Consider the following 18643-nt stretch of genomic DNA (forward strand, 5'->3'; position numbering starts at 1 on the left):
CTTACTTCAGAGTGCAGTGAGCCATTCCGCTGAAAATCAGCAGAAAAAAATAGATTTCGAGAGAGAGTCAGCCTCCTAGAGAGGCCGTTTAATTAGCCCGAAGGCGAGGAGCGATAGCCCTTAATCACATCGTCCATGAGCAGCTCCAGAGAGGTAACACTTGCAGCAGTGATGTACCAGGCATCCGCATCGACAAAGACAACGTTTCCATTCTTCCACGCCTTGGTTTCGCGGAGTAATGGATTACTCATCTGGTCAGCACGCATGACAGGGCGACGCTCCATCACAGCGGTTCTGTCGATGATGTAGAGAATGTCTGGGTTTGCTTGGTGAATGAACTCGCTGGATACCGGCTGACCATGCAGACTGTTGTCCGCTATCCTGCTGGCAGGCTTTACTCCCAACGAATCAAACACAAACCCATAGCGAGAACGGGTACCAAACGAACTGAATGAACCATTGTTATGCATCACGATTAGCGCGGTTTCCGGCCGCCCCTCTGTCACCTGATGCACGGCTTCCACCTTAGCCTTTAGCTCTTCAGCTTTCGATTCTGCGAGCTTCTCTTTATCAAATAACTTACCCAGCAGCAGAAGATGCTCCGTGACATCACCGATGTGATCGCCGTGGCTATCTCTGAAGTCAACATCGAAATGAAGTGTCGGGGCAAGCTCAGATAGATCGTCATACTGCGCAGCCTGTATGGGCGTCATTAAAATGAGGTCCGGCTTGAGAGCATAAATCCGTTCCAGGTTGGGTTGCGTGATCGCCCCCAGATCTTGAACGTCGCTATCAGCACCGTATGCCGCAAGAAAATGCGGTACATAATCCTTAACCATGCCCGCGATCGGGACCTCAAGCTGATCAAGAAAATCCGCTTCATTCATGTCAAGGACTGCGACTCTTTCTGGCGTGCTGCTAATCTCCGTTGTACCAAGGTTATGGTGGATGACTAGAGACTTGGCCTTCGGCTCCGAAGTTGTTTGCTCCATCGGCGCCTCATCGCAGCCCTGCAAAACGAGAGCGGCCAAAACGGCCAAGGGCGCCAGCACCCATGGCTTGTCGGTCCATTTCATGTTCATACTCCGGTGTGGGGGGTGAAATAATTGCAAACGCGCCCGCGTTCGCTATCGATAATTTCAAAGTTCAGCTCATAAAGACCTTTCAACCGCTCTTCGGTTAATGTCTCAGTGACTGACCCTTCAAACTGTATGCGTCCCGACTTCAAAGCGACGATCTGATCCGAATAGTTCGCAGCGAAATTGATATCATGTATGACTAGGATGACCGTCCGCCCCTGCTCATCAGACAGACGCCGTAACGCCTGCATGATCTGCACTGCATGTTTCATATCGAGATTATTCAATGGTTCATCGAGCAATAAGACGGGTGTTTGCTGCGCAATAGTCATCGCCAAAAACGCCATCTGCCGCTGCCCACCGCTCAGCTCATCGATATAACGATCGCTGAGATGTTCGAGCGATAAAAATTCAAGAGCCTCGTCGATGATTTGACGATCTTCCGTGTTCAACAGCCCCCGTGTATGAGGAAAGCGCCCAAAAGCGACGAGCTCGTTCACTCTCAGCCGCATAGAGAAACCCGGAGTCTGACGCAGCGTAGCCACCTTCTTCGCATAATCCGACACAGGTATTTCGCTCACCTCCTTGCCTTCAAAAAACGCCGCCCCTTGGCTGGGCTTAATCAACCCTGCCATGAGCATCAATAGCGTTGATTTACCAGCTCCATTAGGACCAATAAGAGAGGTGACCCGCCCTGCCGGAAAACGAGTGGATGCTTCTGTTAACACCGCTTTATCGGCGTATGTTTTACTCAGATTTTGTACGGTAATCATAGGACAGCACGAACCCTCACCATGAGCATCAGGAAATAGGCGCCACACACCAAATTGACTAAGATGCTAACGGTGGTTTTGTAATTGAAAAGGTGCTCTACAAACAGTTGGGCAAGCAGAAACAGCGCAATAGCCAAAGCACAACCCACCGGCAGAGTGAGACTATGTCTGCGGCTCCGCGTCAGTGCGTAAGTCATGTTGGCGATAAAGATCCCAAGAAATGCTGTCGGCCCGATCAGGCTGGTTGAAACAGCAACCAGGATTGCAATTAATGCCAGATAAAGCCTCACAAGCGCCGGTTCATTCACCCCAAGAGAAAGAGCCTGCTCTCTGCCAAGTGTCAGAACATCCAGCTCAGGCAGGTAGCGGTACCCCAGAAAACACACGCAGACCACTGCAGCGCATGCGTAAAGCAGCGTCCCTGAAGAGGCTCGGTTAAATGAGGTGTAACTCAGCCCCTGAAACACCGAGAACTCCCCGGGACTGATCCGCAGCTGCACAAACTGCGTGAAGGTACCCAGGACCATCGTCAACACCAGCCCGACCAGCAGCAGGCGATAGACATCATTGCGCCCGTTACCGAGCAACCAACGATGGATCATCCAGGAGTAGAGCAACACCAAAACTGCCGAACTGACGAAGTTCCCGGCGATACCGAACAGACTCAGGCCTTGAACCCCAAGGAGTAACAACAATATGGCCTGCCACATCAGGTATACCGCCTCATATCCCATGATAGAGGGCGTCAAAATTCGGTTGTCGACCAAGGTTTGGAAAACAATCGATGCCAAAGCAACACAGACCCCACCAATGACGATGGCAGCCAGTCGCTCCAGGCGTTTGGGAATGATGTAATCAAAATTCATCCCCGCGCCCCAGAAGATGAAGAGCAACATAAGCGCAACCAAACAGACCGCAGTGACGAAGAACACAGGATATTTCTTCATCGGGCCGCTCCCCTCAGGATGAGCGCCAGAAACACTACACCGCCCACCCCTCCGGCAGTCAGACCTATCGGCACTTCAAACGGGAATATGAGCAGGCGGCCAACAATGTCACAAGCGAGTAATAGCGTCGCGCCGCCCCATGCTACGACCGGTAACGTCTGTCGAAGATTGTCACCGTATTTCAAAGTAACCAGATTAGGTACTACAAGCCCGACGAAGTAGATGGCCCCAACGGTAATCACCGAGATCGACACTGTAATCGCGACAAGAAGCAGGCCGATTGTCACAGTCGCGGCATATCCAAGCCCAAGGCTTGTTGCCATCTCTTCGCCCATCCCCAAAACCGTGAAGCGGTGTGCGTACAGATAGACCAATGCGACGACCGGAAGCACGAAATAGATCAGCTCATACTGCCCTTGCACGACCTTGGAGAAGTCACCTAACAGCCAACCCTGCATGCTTTGCAGAATGTTGTTCTGGTAGGCGTAAAATTCGGCGATCGCACTAAGAACACTGCCATACATCAGACCTATAACTGGCACTAGAGTGGTATTGCTGAACCTTATACGGCGGATCACTGCTACGTATACGAGACTGGATGCAAAACAAAAGCACAACGCGAAAAGCATCTGCCCTAGCTTGCCAACACTGGGAAGCATCGTTAACGCAATCAGAATACCGAGCTTCGCACCGTCCAGCCCCCCCGCCGTGCCTGGTTCCACAAACCTGTTTCGCACGATTTGCTGAAGAATCGTTCCGCATAAGGCAAGCCCCACGCCGGTCAAAATAATGGTCATCAAACGCGGAACGCGACTCGCAGTAAGGGTCAGCCAGGCATCGCTGGATGGGACTAACGTCGGTGTTAGCTCGAGAGTTCCGGCCCCTACGAATAGCGAGCCCATACACAACGCCGCAAGCAACGCCCACCTTTTCCCATTCACGCCTTCGATCGACTTCTGCGAAGCAACTACGCGTTGGCGGCTGCCTTCCCTGCGGGTACTGGTGTTCATACAACTAGAAACACTGCAAATGATAATGATTCGCATAATCTAGTCGAGTTTTTATTTAGTTGCAACCCAATAAACTAATTTGACGATAAGCGCTTAACGCGGTTTCATAGGCCTCCCTGCTTTAAGGAATACTCATGGCACAACCACCAAAGCGCACAGCACGCGGCCGTCCAAGAACGATTACTCTTGAGCGAATTGCGGATGTCGGAATAGCAATGGGATTGCCCAACGTTACCTTCGTTGGCCTTGCCGCTGAGTTGGGCGTAAGCCACATGGCGCTCTACAAACATGTGCCCAGCCTGAAAGATCTAAAAGCATTGATTGCTGAAGAAATATTCAAACGATGGGAAATGCCGGTGATACTGGGGCGGAAGCGCGAAGAACTAAAGGACTACCTGATCAAATTCACAGATTCTCTGCGTAACCTGGTCAAATCAAATCCGGGGCTGCCGCCCTACCTACTGCGAAGGTCTGTAGCAACACCATCGATGACCGATAAGATTGGCCAGCATCAAAAATTTCTAGCAGAGATATACGGAATATCTGACAGCCGTGCCCAATGGCTGCTGTCGACGATTGCGTTTCACTGTATTGCCGTGGCCGATACGCTTTACTCTGATATTGATGAAGTGAGTGACTTGGAGAGCATTACGGACGAAGCTGAGGTAGAAGCCGAGTTTTCACACGGAATGCATGCTCTGATTGTCGGTGCACTTTCGCTTTCAGAGAAGGAATGACATAAGAAGGTTTTAAACCTTCTTTGACGGTGAGAGGTTGAATCCCGCGAGCTGATACTGATCACTTCAGTTGTTCGTGACCTCGGCGATTCTCAAGGTAGATGTCTAAGAGAACTGCTTGGCGCACCTTCCCGACTCCAGTTGTCACATTATCTGGCCGAACATTTCAGCTTGAGGGGCGCGGCAGAGGCAGCCGTTCTGCTTATCTCAGTGTTGACCGTGTGGTCCTATACCAGCTGGGCTGCAACGATGATTCCGGTTGGAAAGGTATCATCTTCGATCATGGTGCTAGCTGTCACAGTGATGGGCTTACTGATGAATGCATCTATCAGCAAAGCCTTTTCAGACGCCGCCTGGAGTTTTCTGATTCCGCTTTTAACCATACAAATAGGTAGAACCCTCTGGACCATAATTAGCGTTGACGACAAGGCATATCGAGCACATTTTGGTCGGGTTTTAGTTTGGCTGGTTGCGTCTACGCCCTTATGGATTGCTGGTGCCTTGTATGGACCTGAGGAGCGCCTTTACTTCTGGGCGGCAGCAGCACTCTTTGAATTGTTAGGCGCCTACCTGGCGCACCCGCTACCCGGAAAGAGATTGCAGTCAAACGAACTGCCCTTCGACGCGGAGCATATGCTGGAGCGCTACAATCTCTTTTTGATCATTGCTCTCGGTGAAACAGTATTGATGACCGGTGTTTCTATCGCTCAGTCGCCTATGAACCCCATGACACTCTTCACTGGAACGCTGGCGATGCTCATTACGATATCCTTGTGGGCATTAATATTTGGCTCAGCACAGCAGCACACAGAGCGCCATATCCGTCAAACGGCTGACCCCGTCAGAGTTAGCCGTTATGCGATGAACGCTATTACAACAATGGTAGCAGGACTCATTATATTGGCCGTTGCGAACGAAAAAATCATTCATCATCCAACAGGACATGCCAAGTTGGTAGTGGGCCTGATGGTCTCTGGTGGGCCTGCAATATTTTTGATAACACAGAGTGTGTTTCTGAAGTGTGTATTGAACGTTAGTTCGCATAAACACTGGATTGGAGGGGTGATAATAGCATTTTCAGGATTTCTAATGCTTATCTGGCCCCCATACGCCGTACTCCTTGCAGTTTGTTTGATCTTGGTTTTTCTTGCGGGTCATGATCGCTTTAAGGTGGCAAACCAATCATCTTCGCCTTGATGCCACGGGAGTGGCATACCGTTTAATCACTAACCAGCTATCTTCAATATCTAATCGCGGGTCTGTTTTGGGTCGAGAGCGGCTGCACTGGTTGGTCTGATACGCCGAAAGAAATGTCCGCTATCGGGATGTATTCGAAAGCTCTTAACGCCAGATAAGGGCCAGCTCTGATGAGAATACAGATTCAGATCGAGCCGCATTGTCAGATAGCGGCCCGCGCACCTAGCAGTCACTTGAGACTCCGACTAATGCCTCACCTTAGGCCTTAGGGTATGTAGAAAACCTGGGCTTACTGGGACAATGGTGCAACGGTCAGATCAATCGAACAGGTCACTCATCGCATCAACGGTAACGCCACTCCAACCAGTGCAAATAGACTCCCGCAGGAGCGGTTAAAGCCTTTTCCGGCACGTTGCAGCCAAGGCCTGAAGAAGTGGGCAAACTTGGCCACTTGATACTCGACCAGAAATTCGATGACCGCATAGGTTATTGCCATAATGGCAAACTGCGAAACCATCGGCCTTTCAGGCTCTAGAAACTGAGGCAGAAATGCAGCATAGAACACCAACACTTTCGGGTTCGACAACGCCGTAAGAAGCCCTTTACGAAACAGGGAGTGATTAGGAACAAGGCTATGCTCTCCCTCGATTCCCAGCTGAAGTACCGGAGCCCGCCAGAGTTGAATACCTAACCAAAGCAGGTAGGCAGCACCCACCCACTTCAGAATCATCAATGTGTCAGAAGAGGTCTGAATCAGCGCCCCCAGGCCAAACATGGAAAGCGCAATTAAGCAGGTAAACCCCAGCACGCCACCCGCCACCGTATAAACCGCTTTTCCTGAGCCATACAACGCGCCATGAGTCAGTGCCAGTAATCCATTGGGCCCAGGGGTTATAGCCAATCCGATCACTGCTAGGGTGTAGAGCAGCCAGGTGTGAAGATCCATTACAACCATCTCCGATTAATTTCGACTGGGCTAGTCTAGACGTACACCAGCACAAACATGCGGTAATATTTGGACTAAATCTGGTATTTATTGGCCATCATGCACATGTACAGCACCAGTCCTAACACCGATGTTCGGTTTCTGTTATTGCCCCTGCCTGAGTTCGCAATGCTGCCGTTTGGGGGCTTTGTAGACAAATTACGTTTTACGGCTGATGAAGAAGACTACAGCCGGCAGCACTACTGTTCTTGGCTGATTCTGGGAGATGTGCAGGGCTACATCACTTCGAGCAGTGGCGTTGCGGTGCAGGTACAAGCAGCCGCGTCTGAAACCCAGTACTCCGATTTCGATTATCTAGTGGTGTTTGGTGGCCGCTCCGCTATGGCCACCCAGGCCCTGGCCCCTCGCTATAGATCGATCTTGAGTACCGCTGTGCGACAAGGGGTGAAGCTGGTTAGTATCGATAATGCCTGTTTCCTGCTAGCAGCCTGTGGGCTGCTTGATGGACATAAGGTAGCGATTCATTGGCGCCATGAAGCTGAGTTTCGAGCCTGTTACCCCCGTATCGAGGCTGTGGCCAATCAGATCTATTGTTTCGATGGTAATGTAATTTCTTGTTCGGGAGGTAGCTCGGCCATTGATCTGGCGGTGGAGATCCTGGCGCGCGCCTGCGGACGGAGCAAAGCCCTCAAAGGTCTATCGGACATGCTCGTGGATGAGGCACGAAGCAGTGTGCATCTGCTTAAGTCCCAGAACAGGGAAATGACGGCAGTACCACATCTTGGACATTCCATTGCGCTTATGCGCACATGGATGGCCTCACACAAGACCACCACCGAGCTATCTGAAATGATCGGCATTAGCCGACGACAACTGGATAGATTGTTTGTCGATTTTCACCACGTCACAGCCCGACAGTACTGGACCGAAATGAAGCTTCAGCATGCGAAGTGGCGATTGCTAAACTCCAGCCACAGTATTGCGACAATTGCTGATGAAATAGGCATCGCCGATACGAGTTATTTCGGCAAACTGTTTAGCAAGCGTTTTGGCATGCCGCCTGCGACCTTCCGAAGAAATGGGCTGACTGAATGATTACCAGCCTTGCACCGTCGGCTTGTGCCGATAGCCGCACTTCGGTGCAGCATACCTAAGATCGGCAAAGGACCAGCTGCCGCCCTCAAACGAGCCTCACAAAAGTTAACGGGCGGTACTGAACCGCCGTGCGTGATCGTTAAACCACATCGGCATTGTTCACTTTTTAGCGAACTCTTGGCCGCCCCGACAATGACAACTGACCAGGCCGGCTAGAGCATATTTGAATCGGGTGATATAAATGGCGCTTCCATTCGCCTTTTATCTCTATTAGGTCTTTATGCCGTTCGACATTACCGCTGCCATCAACATCATGGGGCTAACCGCCGTCGGTGTATTTGCCATCTCTGGTGCCTTGGAAGCTGCAAGGCAGAGGATGGATATCCTCGGCTTTATGCTGATCGGCACCGTCACTGGAATCGGCGGCGGCACCCTGCGTGACCTTCTTTTGGGCAACGTTCCGGTGTTCTGGATTCGCGAGCCGATATGGATCGTCGTCTGTTTAGTCGCGTCAGCGGTCACCTACTTCGTCACACCGATGTTAGCCTCGCTTTCAAAAGCCCTGCTGTGGATGGATGCCGTAGGCCTGGCACTCTTTGCCGTGGTTGGTACCGAGGTAACACTTAACTTCGGCGCCACACCGTTGATCGCCGTCTGCATGGGGGTGATGACCGCCTCTTTCGGCGGCATAGCTCGCGATGTGCTCTGTCGTAGCAACCTGACACTGATGAATGATGAACTCTACATCACCACCGCGCTGGCAGGCTCTGTCGTTTACCTGATGCTTGATGGCCTTGGCCTGCCCTCCAGCTACGACCTGATCGGCGGCTTTTGCGTAGCCTTCCTGCTGCGTGCATTGGCCATGCGCTTCAAAATCAAACTGCCTAACCTTTACCGATAGATAGCTGAAATCGACCCTGCGCTGCGTTTACCGTTTGGATCCGTATCTGTCTGAGGTAGAACTGTTCTGCCAAACTCAGATCGAAGCGACCTCTCTACAAACGCCCCAGCGAGAAGCGCTCACCGGCGCTGTACACAACCAACTCTTCGCCACCTTCGGCACAGGGCTCAGCTGAACCCAGTTCGACCAACTGATAAAACACATTACGGTGCAGCCTGCCCCACATGCCAAAGCGCACAGCCAGGGCGGGCTGGGGTTCGCCGTTGCCCTGGTCTGTAACAACCAGCGGATTTTTCTTCCCGGCGACAATGACGTCGTCCGTGCTGCTCAAAAAGTGCAGTTCCTGTCCCTGTGGGCCGTCCTTGAGCTCCAGGCAGACAAACTGAAAGGGCAAGTCATCCACCTGGATGCCTACCTTCTCAACCGGGGTTTTCAGAAAATAGGTATCGCCCTCCTGCCAGAGGATTCGCGAAAACATCTTCACCATCTCTGGACGACTGATCGGCGTACCTTCATGAAACCAAGTGCCGTCGCGCGCAATGCGCAGATCCATGTCACCGCAGAAGTCAGGATTCCAAAGCTCCAGCGGTGGAATCCCCTGGCCCTCGGGTACGAGGTTGCGGCTTAGTTTATTCAGGTCAGCAATGCTCATAGCGGGAACTATCGTTTCTGTGTTGAGGTAATGCAGTGTCTGGCATTCGCTTGCACTGTGCAGTTGATTCGACTCTAACATCTCTTTTTCTGGCCCGATGAGCAAATGAAGAACAGCCTGGGTCGAAGACTCACCTAAAGTCAGAAATACCTGGCAGCCGCTGCACCCGATCAACGCAGTCTACTTGGCCTCCTCGTTCTCTCACTGCCAAAGATGACTGCTAATGATGTCGCTATGCGTAAAAAAAGCGGCGTCCTCATTCCTTAGGGCCTGGTGACTCAGGCCTAAAATACGCCGATTGATCATTATTTAAGCAGGACCTTCAACCATGAAACAGCAACGCGGAGTATCCCAGACTGGCGATCAGCAGCTCGCACTGTTCAATCACTTTCACCAGGTTTTACAGGTATGCATCGATGATCTGGAGCTGATGTCATTACGGAAAAAGAGTCTGGGATCAAAACGCGCTGCTAACAGAACTGACAACAAGCTGAACACGAGAAACAATAACGATTTTCCTCGCTTCTACGGCTCAGTTAAATAGCACTGGAACAGCTCGCACGGTTAGGGATATTTCACCGCCTCACGATCGCCACGGCCTTGCGCCGCAAGGTAATAGCACGGGCCTAATCCTTGGGGCTAAACCAGCTGGCTCAGCACCTGAGTCCTGCCTCGCAGGTTACTGTCCCAAAAACAGAAAAGCCTCAGGAAAAATCCCGAGGCTTTTCAGGTGAAACTGCATATTAAAATCAGTCTGCCAGCACCAGTTCAACACGGCGGTTTTCGCTGCGCCCTGTATCGCTGGTATTGCTTCGCACCGGGCTTACCGGACCAACTCCCACCGGCACCAGACGCTTGGCGTCGATCCCATATTCGTTAACCAGGGTACTGGCGACCGTTGCCGCACGACCTTCACTCAGCTTCATATTAAAGTTGAAGTCACCCTGGCTATCGGTATGGCCTACCACATAGAACGAGTTCGAAGGGTTCTGTTTTAGATAGTCGGCAATAGTCGCGACCACTTCGGCAGATTCGGGCTTCAGAGTCGTTTTTGCGGTATCGAACAGGACCCCGTCCAGCTCTACCTTGCCGGTTTCGGCAATCGCCTTGCTCATGCCATCCAGGTTAATGCTGATCAGATCGTCATCCAGGGATTCAATTTCACCGATATCCAGCACCACCTTGGTCGGGAATTGGGCACCGGTATACTGCGCAACCAGGAGAGATGCATAGACCTCCTTACCCTGGGCATCGACCTTGCCGGACCAGAAGTAATAGCGATAGCGGTCGCCGTGGAGGTTGGGCGCATCCAGCCCTTTATCGCGTCCTTGACGCGCGTTGTTGCCATACCAATAAAGCTGGCGGACAAACTTGTCGCCACACTCCTGATCATTCTGACAGGTAAAGATCGGCGTGAAACCAGCCTCGGCAAAGGCTTTTTCGTAGTTACGAAAGACCTGCAACGGCGAATACTTCTTCTCATTCGCCTCATAGCCGATGGTCGTCACCTTGCCTTCCAGGCGCAACACCGGTGGCAGGTCCGCGCCGGACTCGCGCGGTCCCGTAGCTACGAGGAACTCATCATACTCGCTGGTGTGATAGCTTTTGATATGGGTATCAGGGAAACGGGAAACCAACGGATGGTCAGAAGAACCTTTCACATCGTTTTGTTCTGCCAGAACAGGCAGTGCGAGCAAAGAGCCCAGAATCATCACGGGCAGTTGCTTAAGCATCATGATCTCTCCTTTTATCAATAGGATGCAGAAAGCGGGGGCTCCATTATCGTTATTTTTATCCTTAACGAAAGCCCGATATCCTCACCCTGCCTGACCCGTCGTCAAAAGCTCCAGCTCGGTTTACCGATCTTAATATTTACGACTAGCACGAAGAGGCACGGTGTAACCGGGAAGAAACCTAACCTTAATACACTGCGCGGGCGTTCAGAGATTCGGAGCCCGCGCCATGAACAACTCGCCGTTTTACCAGGATATCCGCAGCCAGTATGAACAGTTTCTCAGCGATGCAGCGGCGCAGCTGAATCCGTCCGACACCCTCAGAATCGACCTGCACTGCCATGATCACAACAGCGATGTGCCCGATGAAATCTGGGGCCGGCTACTGCGTCTGCCGGAAACCTGGCTCAGCACGGAAGAGCTGTCGGAAGCACTGAATCGCGCCGGCACCGATGTGGTAACCATTACCAACCACAACAACGCCCGCTCCTGCTGGAGCCTGACCGAAAACCAGAAACCGGTGCTGTCAGGCTGCGAATTCACCTGCCACTTTCCTGGCGAGGCGCTCAGCATCCACGTCCTGATCTATGGCTTTACACCAAAGCAGGAGCTGGAGCTGCATGACCTGCGGCACGATATCTACGCATTCTGCGCCTACGCGCGCCAGCATGATCTGCCCACGGTACTGCCACATCCGCTGTTTTTTTACTCCCACGGCGAAAATGTAGACCCAACGATCCTGGAGCGCTTTGCCCTGCTGTTCGAACGTTTCGAGGTGCTCAACGGCCAGCGCGGCTACTGGCAGAACCTGCTGACGCTGCGCTGGGTCGAAAGCCTGACGCCGGACAAGATCGATACCTGGGCGGCAAAGCATGGCATCAATCCGCACGATTTCTGCCGTGACCCCTATCGCAAAAACCTCAGTGGCGGCTCCGATGATCATAACGGCCTGTTCGCAGGCCGCTGTGGCACGCTGCTGGAAGTACCCAACCTTCAGGCCCGACTGGCCGCAGGGGAAAGCCGCGAGGCACTGGCCCTGGATGCGATCCGTGAAGGACGGATGGCTCCCTACGGCTTTGTCGGTGAAGAGGAGAAGATGACCACCGCGTTTCTGGACTACTTTGCCCAGGTGGTGATCAACATGAAGGACCCGGGCCTGCTGCGCATGCTGCTGCACAAAGGCTCGCTGAAGGATCGAATGATCTGCCTGGCGCTGAGTAATCTGCTGCAGGAGCTGAAGCGGCACAAATACACCCTGACTTTCCTCGATACCTTCCACCAGGCGCTGAAGGGCAAAAAGCCTAAGATGCTGCTGAACCTGGGCGTGAGCAAAGAGTTCAAGCCGATCCTTAAGATTATAAAGCGGATCGCTAAAACCCAGCGCACCGAGCCAGAGCGCTTCCCGGAAGAGCTGCGCCAGTCGATCCCCGAGCTGCACCGCTTTATCAGCCACACCTTTTTCAACCGGGTGCACGATGAACTGGGCCGCATCGACAAGGACGCCATCGCCGATATACCGATCGACGAGATGGTCCGCATGATGGAGGTGCCAACCCATTTCCGCGCCCTCTTCTCCAGCGAGAAGAGCAACGGCCGGGATATGACCCAGGTGAATCTGGGCCAGATGCTCGACAAGCTCACCTTCCCGGCGCTGTCCGCCTCTGTCGTTGCCGGCGCCGCCTTTGCCAGCACCCAGGTGCTCTACTCCAATCGCGCCTTCCTGGATCGGCTGGCCGCGGATATCGGCGCCACCGAACACCCTAAAAGAGTGCTCTGGCTGACCGACACCTTAGTCGATCGCAACGGTGTTTCCTCTGCGCTGCGCGATACACTGACACAGCTGCAGAAAGCGGACCTGCCGATCGACCTGCTGGTGTGCCACCCGTCGCTTAAGCCGCAGCCACATCTGCAGGTGATCCGGCCGTTGACGCAGTTCCAGTTTAATCAACTGGGTGAACAGACGATCCATGTACCGGATCTGCTGGAAGTACAGAAGCTGTTTGAGCGCGGCGGCTACGACCGCATTATCTGCTCCACCGAGCTCTGCATGGGCCCCGTGGCGCTGTACCTGAAACGCGCTTATTCAGTGCCGGCCTGGTTCTATATGCACACCGACTGGCTTGAATTTATCAGCCGCAAAACCCGTCTGGACCAGCCGATCCAGGACCGAATCCGTCGTCTGATTCGCGCGTTTTACCAACAGTTCGACGGCATGTTCGTGCTCAACGAGGAGCATCGTGACTGGCTCACCGGCCCGGATATGGAGCTGCCCGAAGAACGGATCAAACTGACCGCCCACTGGGCGGGGGTCGGTTCAGAAATCGCCAGCCTGCAGCCAAGGCCAGTCAATGAAGCACCAATCCTGCTTTACGTGGGCAGGCTTAGCGAAGAGAAAGGCGTACTCGATCTGCCGGCTGTATGGGAGCGCGTCAAACGGGAGCATCCAGATGCACAGCTCTGGATCGCCGGCAGCGGACCTGCCGAGCAGAAGCTGCGAGAGGCCGCGCCTGAAGCCACCTACTTCGGCTGGCTGGAACAGAGCCAGGTGCCGCAGCTGTATCAGCAGGCAGACCTGCTGTTGCTGCCCTCGCGCTTCGATACCTTCGGTTGTGTCATTCTCGAAGCGATGAGCGCAGGTCTGCCAACGCTGGCCTATAACTGCAAGGGACCACGCTCGATCATTCAGCACCGCCTCAGTGGACTGCTTGCCGATGACGGTGAGGAGATGGCCGAACTGGCAGTGGAGTATCTAGCCAGCCCGGATAAGCAGGGCCGGCTGCGCGTCGGCGCGCTTTCCCGCTGTCTAGACTATTCACCGCAAAAGATACTCTCCCAGCTGCTTGAGGATATGGGGCTGCAAACCGGCCAGAAATACTGGCGCGGCAAACGCCAGCAACCGACTGCTACGTTGGTGAAGAGCCATAGTTAATCGGTACGGGGGGCGACTCTACTATGGGGAGGTTTCCCGTAGGAGCAGAGCGGCGCCTCGCCGCGATCAACAGCCGCCGGCGGTTTAAATGACCGCCGTACCGGGTGCATTCGGCGCGAGGCGCACCTCCCACATCAGGGTATGGTTCCCAGAATAACGACTCTCCATCGCGATCAACAGCATTTCTGCAGCCATACACCTACAGTTGCAATCACAGGTGTAACAATAGTTGCGAATCGCCTGAAGATTGCAGATCATCCACACTTTAAAATCATAGATTTGCTGTATCGAGCACAACCATGGAGCGGAAGATGAAGAAAGAAACGATTAATGTGTCATGGTGGATTGCGCGATCAGCACATTCGCTTGCTGCAATGGTGTTTATGATTGGGGTAGTGGCAGCAGTACTGCTCGCCGGTCTGTTTGGTTTTTCCAAGCTGGACACCGACTTCCTCACCGATGAAATGTCTGCGTCCGTGTTTTCCTGGCTGATTACGGCCGGTATATCAGCCGCTGTAGCGCTGGTGGTTTATCTCGTGTTGAACCCTTTTATCCCCTCGCTAAGGGTGCTATCTCGCCGCGATATCATCGATCTGGAAAAAAGCTTCCCCGCCCGTGCGTATACCCAGGTACTGCGGTTTTACACCGAGGTGGGCACCATCAACCAGCTGACGGTGAACAAGCTAAGACGCAATAGCGAAGAGGACGACCTGGAAGTACTACGGCAGCGTTATCTCGGCGCGAGCCAGGAGTGATTCGCGCTGACATTTGAGACGCGTATTCTTAGTACGCTATCGATTTGAACAGGCAAACCAAAAAGCCCATTGGCGCACAGCACAATGGGCTTTTTGTTTATTCCGTTTTGACTTCTAGTGTTACTTTTCGTGTTACTAATCGCGTTAACCTCAATCAAGTTGCCCAGATGCGCGGCGGTTCGGCTTCGCGGCCAGCCACTTCCGGCCGGACTGCGCGCCAGACGGCCGTCATCAGCTTCAGCATCGGCTCGGTACCCGGGCCCAGCAAGCGCACGACTATGGCTTGATCCACCCGCGTAGCACCCGCTTCCAGCGGCAGATCCGACAGCCCCTCCATCGCTTCACGAGTGAGCTCCAGCAGACGTTCAAAGTCAGGGTTATCCTGGCCCGGCACGATCAGCATCGTGGCCTGCATCGGGTAACCGCGCATGCCAGCGCTGGCTTCAACCAGCGCCATCCCTTCGGTTCTTAGCTGGTCGATCAACACCAGCTCGCCATCGACGCTGAGGCGGGTGGTCGCATCGAGGCGCCCCTCGGTGAACGCCTCATCGATCACCGGCCGTCCCAGACACTGGATATCCCAGCCGATAAACGAGGCACCTGGCTCCAGGTCGATATGGGTTTCCACGCGCGCCTGGGCATCGGGGAAAAAGATGTTCTCCTGCGGCATCCACTCCAGCAAGCCACCCTTTTCAACGCTGAGGCGCTGAATCTGCGTCGCCAGCCGACCGCCGGAGCGGTAAAACTTGGTGGCGCCCGGAGTGGTGATCAGCGCCTTGGCGCCGGGTTCCACATGCACGGCGATATCCAGCGTATCACTGCCGACCACGCCGCCCGGCGGGTGCAGCAGATAGGTATGGCACACCTCATCCCCTTCCGGGTAAAACGGGCGTTGCACCGCCAGCGGGCCTTTACGCTCACGCTCGACGATCTTGGTCTTCTCTCCTCGCAGGGCGAAGCGCAGCTTGAGCAGTGCTTCCCACCCCTGGGCGGTTACCGCCATGTTCATCCAGCTTTCCTTCTCGGCTCGGTCTTTCTTGTTCACTGCGCCAGGCAAAGGGCTTGCGGGCGCATGGGAAAGCAAAAATACCACTCCCGCCCGTCCAGCTCCAATCGGGAGCATCGAGCGCTGCTTGTCGAGAGTTCTTTGTCCAGAGCTCTTTGTCGAGAGCTCCTTAAAGTCCCAGCCTGTCTTTCATCGAATAGTACCAGGCACCCATGGCGCTCAGTGGCGCCTGGAAACGGTGACCACCCGGGAAAGGGTAATGCTTCAGTGAGGCGAAGGCATCGAAGCCTGCGGACTCACCGAGAATCTTCTCGCACAGCAGGCGCCCGGCCAGGTGGGTGTAGGTGACACCGTGACCGCTGCAGCCCTGGGAATAGAAAATATTATCGCCAAGCGTGCCTACCTGCGGCAGGCGCGACAGCGTCATCAGAAAGTTGCCGGTCCAGCAGTAGTCGATCTTTACACCCTCGAGCTGCGGGAAGGTTTTCAGCAGCTTCGGCCGGATCAGGCGCTCGATATCGGCAGGATCCCGCGCGCCGTAAACAACGCCACCGCCGTAGAGCAGCCGTTTGTCGGCAGAGAGACGGTAGTAATCGAGCAGGTAGTTGCAGTCTTCAACACAGTAATCTTTGGGAATCAGCGCACGGGCCTGTTCGTCGCTCAGCGGCTCGGTGGCGACAACCTGAGTGCCGCAGGGCATGGATTTGGCGCTGAGCTCCGACACCAGCCCACCCAGGTAGGCGTTGCCAGCGAGCACCAGGGTTCTTGCCTGCACCCGGCCATGCTCGGTCAGCACTTCGGCACCGCCCTGACCGTTGGGGTTTCGGTTGACCGACTGGACCTGTGAGTGCTCGTAGATGTGACCACCGAGCTGGCGCACAGCGGCGGCTTCACCGAGTGCGAGATTCAACGGATGTATGTGACCGCTGCCATGATCCAGCAGTCCGCCCACGTAGCGTTCGGTGGCTACCTCACGGCCGATAGCGCTGCTATCGAGCAGCTCCAGCCTGTCATAGCCGTAGCGCTCCCAAAGCGCTTTCTGGTGCTCCAGTTCCGCCATCTGTTTTTTATTAAACGCGGCAAAAATACCGCCCTGCTTCAGATCGCAGTCGATGTTGTAGCGAGCCACCAGGTCCCTGATGATGCGCCCGCCCTCAAACGCCAGCGGCCCCAGTACATCGGCCACCGACTGACCGGCGCTGCTCTCGATAGCATCGATATCACGGCTGTAACTGTTAACAATCTGACCGCCGTTGCGCCCGGATGCGCCCCACCCCACCCGCGCCTGTTCAAGCACGACAACATCCAAGCCACGTTCCAGCAGATGGATCGCCGTAGAGAGGCCGGTATAACCGGCGCCGACGATACAGACATCGCAGCGGATCTCACCATCAAGAGACAGGGATTCCGGGGCCGGTTTCGCGGAAGCCGCGTAATAGGACGGGGGATATTGAAATTCGGACGAACGGGTCAATTCTATAGTTCTCCAGGGCTGGCTCGGTTCAGGGGCTAATCGGTTTAAAATCAGACGCTCAGCAGCAGGAACTCACGTTCCCAGGAGCTGATCACCCGCTTGAAGTTTTCGTGTTCGGCGCGTTTCACCGCAGCGTAACCATCGATAAACGCATCACCGAGGTATTTACGCGCCGCCGCGGACTCCTCCAGCTGCTCTACCGCACTTTCAATGGTCACCGGCAGTTCGTAGTCCTCCAGGTCATAGGCGCGCCCGGAGCAGGGCTCGGAAGGCTCGATCTTCTCCACCATACCGATATACCCGCACAGCAGGCTCGCCGCGATCGCCAGGTAGCTGTTGGCATCCGCGCCTGCCAGACGGTTTTCCAAGCGCTGGTTCTGGCTGTCGGATTCCGGAATACGCAGGCCGCAGGTGCGGTTGGCGTGGCCCCAGGCTACGTTTACCGGCGCAGAGGTATCGGGCAGGAAGCGGCGGAAAGAGTTAACGTTAGGCGCCAGTAGCAGCAGGAGCTCCGGCAGATAGCGCTGCATGCCACCCACATGATGGCGGAACAGCTCGCTCATGCTGCCATCTTCGTTACTGAAGATGTTCAGGCCGGTCTGTTCGTCGATGATGCTCTGGTGCAGATGCATGGCGCTACCCGGCTCATTGCTGATCGGTTTGGCCATAAAGGTGGCCAGCACGCCGTGCTTCATCGCCGCCTCGCGCATGGTGCGCTTGAACACCTGCACATGGTCCGCCAGCGCCAGCGGGTCGCCGTGGAGGAAGTTGATCTCCATCTGCGCAGTGCCCTCTTCATGGATCAGGGTATCGATCTCCAGCCCCTGATACTCACACCAGTCGTACATATCCTCAAACAGCGGATCGAACTCATTGGCGGCTTCAATAGAGAACGACTGGCGGCCGGTCTCAGGACGGCCGGAGCGACCGATCGGCGGCTGCAGCGGCACATCCGGATCGTCGCTGCGCTTGGTCAGGTAGAACTCCATCTCCGGCGCGACAATCGGCTTCCAGCCCTTTTCCTGGTAGAGCGCCAGCACCTTTTTCAAAACGTTACGCGGTGACAGCTCTATCGGCTTGCCTTCGCGGTTATAGGTATCGTGGATCACCTGCGCCGTGGGCTCGGCAGTCCAGGGCAGCAAAAACACCGCATCCGGGTCCGGATGGCAGACCATATCGATATCGGCGGGATCGAGCAGCGAGTAGTAGATATCGTCATCGACCCAGTCGCCAGTGACCGTCTGCAGCAGGACACTCTCGGGCAGATGCATGCCCCGTTCGTAAAGAAATTTATCCGTCGGCGAGATCTTGCCCCGGACAATACCGGTCAGATCGCTGACGACACACTCCACTTCTGTGACCCGGTTCTCCTTGAGCCAGGTTGCGAGCCGCTGCATGAATACCCCCAA

At 54.6% G+C, this 18643-nt stretch carries 16 protein-coding genes; 6 read left to right on the forward strand and 10 right to left on the reverse strand.

What is annotated here, in order from left to right; all coding sequences use genetic code 11:
* Positions 1 to 92 precede the first annotated feature (92 nt).
* From CLV83_RS06840 to CLV83_RS06855, 4 genes are read right to left on the reverse strand one after another with little or no spacing between them, the layout of a single operon-like run.
* On the reverse strand, positions 93 to 1076 hold the full coding sequence (locus CLV83_RS06840; RefSeq protein ID WP_132289322.1) for a siderophore ABC transporter substrate-binding protein: 984 nt from the start codon (positions 1074 to 1076) through the stop codon (positions 93 to 95).
* Positions 1077 to 1078: 2 nt separating this feature from the next.
* Positions 1079 to 1852, reverse strand: a complete 774-nt coding sequence (locus CLV83_RS06845) for an iron ABC transporter ATP-binding protein (RefSeq protein ID WP_132289325.1) — start codon at positions 1850 to 1852, stop codon at positions 1079 to 1081.
* Positions 1849 to 2799, reverse strand: a complete 951-nt coding sequence (locus tag CLV83_RS06850) for an iron chelate uptake ABC transporter family permease subunit (RefSeq protein WP_132289328.1) — start codon at positions 2797 to 2799, stop codon at positions 1849 to 1851. Before CLV83_RS06850 ends, CLV83_RS06845 begins: the two co-directional genes overlap by 4 nt.
* Positions 2796 to 3809: an ABC transporter permease gene (locus CLV83_RS06855; protein WP_132289331.1), complete on the reverse strand. Its 1014-nt coding sequence runs from the start codon at positions 3807 to 3809 to the stop codon at positions 2796 to 2798. The genes CLV83_RS06850 and CLV83_RS06855 overlap by 4 nt, the downstream gene beginning before the upstream one ends.
* 134 nt (positions 3810 to 3943) lie before the next feature.
* Between CLV83_RS06855 and CLV83_RS22755 the strand changes: the two genes are divergently transcribed.
* Both CLV83_RS22755 and CLV83_RS06865 read left to right on the forward strand, forming a co-directional pair.
* Positions 3944 to 4546, forward strand: a complete 603-nt coding sequence (locus CLV83_RS22755; RefSeq protein ID WP_132289334.1) for a TetR/AcrR family transcriptional regulator — start codon at positions 3944 to 3946, stop codon at positions 4544 to 4546.
* A 141-nt stretch (positions 4547 to 4687) separates the two neighbouring features.
* Entirely contained in the window at positions 4688 to 5743 is a 1056-nt protein-coding gene (locus CLV83_RS06865; RefSeq protein WP_207894755.1) for a low temperature requirement protein A, read from the forward strand.
* A 334-nt stretch (positions 5744 to 6077) separates the two neighbouring features.
* On the opposite strand, the gene CLV83_RS06870 is transcribed toward CLV83_RS06865, so the two are convergent.
* On the reverse strand, positions 6078 to 6689 hold the full coding sequence (locus CLV83_RS06870; RefSeq protein WP_132289340.1) for a LysE family translocator: 612 nt from the start codon (positions 6687 to 6689) through the stop codon (positions 6078 to 6080).
* Between the two features lie 105 nt (positions 6690 to 6794).
* On the opposite strand from CLV83_RS06870, the gene CLV83_RS06875 reads away from it, so the two are divergent.
* Both CLV83_RS06875 and CLV83_RS06880 read left to right on the forward strand, forming a co-directional pair.
* On the forward strand, positions 6795 to 7784 hold the full coding sequence (locus CLV83_RS06875; RefSeq protein WP_132289343.1) for a GlxA family transcriptional regulator: 990 nt from the start codon (positions 6795 to 6797) through the stop codon (positions 7782 to 7784).
* A 280-nt stretch (positions 7785 to 8064) separates the two neighbouring features.
* The gene (locus tag CLV83_RS06880) at positions 8065 to 8685 is read left to right on the forward strand and encodes a trimeric intracellular cation channel family protein (RefSeq protein WP_132289346.1); all 621 of its coding nucleotides are present in this window, start codon (positions 8065 to 8067) and stop codon (positions 8683 to 8685) included.
* Positions 8686 to 8779: 94 nt separating this feature from the next.
* Here CLV83_RS06880 and CLV83_RS06885 read toward each other — a convergent pair whose 3' ends face one another.
* Together CLV83_RS06885 and CLV83_RS06890 are read right to left on the reverse strand one after the other, a co-directional pair.
* Positions 8780 to 9337 (reverse strand): DUF1285 domain-containing protein, encoded by a 558-nt coding sequence (locus CLV83_RS06885; RefSeq protein ID WP_132289349.1) that lies wholly within the window; start codon positions 9335 to 9337, stop codon positions 8780 to 8782.
* A gap of 749 nt (positions 9338 to 10086) precedes the next feature.
* Complete coding sequence (locus tag CLV83_RS06890) at positions 10087 to 11073, reverse strand: OmpA family protein (protein WP_132289352.1); 987 nt, start codon at positions 11071 to 11073, stop codon at positions 10087 to 10089.
* Positions 11074 to 11299: 226 nt separating this feature from the next.
* Here CLV83_RS06890 and CLV83_RS06895 point away from each other — a divergent pair, with 226 nt between their 5' ends.
* Positions 11300 to 13999 (forward strand): glycosyltransferase, encoded by a 2700-nt coding sequence (locus CLV83_RS06895; protein WP_132289355.1) that lies wholly within the window; start codon positions 11300 to 11302, stop codon positions 13997 to 13999.
* Between the two features lie 311 nt (positions 14000 to 14310).
* Positions 14311 to 14754 (forward strand): hypothetical protein, encoded by a 444-nt coding sequence (locus CLV83_RS06900; protein WP_132289358.1) that lies wholly within the window; start codon positions 14311 to 14313, stop codon positions 14752 to 14754.
* Between the two features lie 154 nt (positions 14755 to 14908).
* Here the strand turns inward: CLV83_RS06900 and CLV83_RS06905 are convergent, their stop codons facing one another.
* The 3 genes from CLV83_RS06905 to CLV83_RS06915 all read right to left on the reverse strand — a co-directional run bounded on the left by CLV83_RS06905 (position 14909) and on the right by CLV83_RS06915 (position 18631).
* Positions 14909 to 15763, reverse strand: a complete 855-nt coding sequence (locus tag CLV83_RS06905; protein ID WP_207894756.1) for an urease accessory protein UreD — start codon at positions 15761 to 15763, stop codon at positions 14909 to 14911.
* A 166-nt stretch (positions 15764 to 15929) separates the two neighbouring features.
* Complete coding sequence (locus tag CLV83_RS06910) at positions 15930 to 17234, reverse strand: NAD(P)/FAD-dependent oxidoreductase (RefSeq protein ID WP_132289361.1); 1305 nt, start codon at positions 17232 to 17234, stop codon at positions 15930 to 15932.
* Between the two features lie 50 nt (positions 17235 to 17284).
* The gene (locus CLV83_RS06915; protein ID WP_132289364.1) at positions 17285 to 18631 is read right to left on the reverse strand and encodes a glutamine synthetase family protein; all 1347 of its coding nucleotides are present in this window, start codon (positions 18629 to 18631) and stop codon (positions 17285 to 17287) included.
* Positions 18632 to 18643 lie beyond the last annotated feature (12 nt).

It is taken from the genome of Marinobacterium mangrovicola, from assembly GCF_004339595.1.
Taxonomy (GTDB): Bacteria; Pseudomonadota; Gammaproteobacteria; order Pseudomonadales; family Balneatricaceae; genus Marinobacterium_D; species Marinobacterium_D mangrovicola.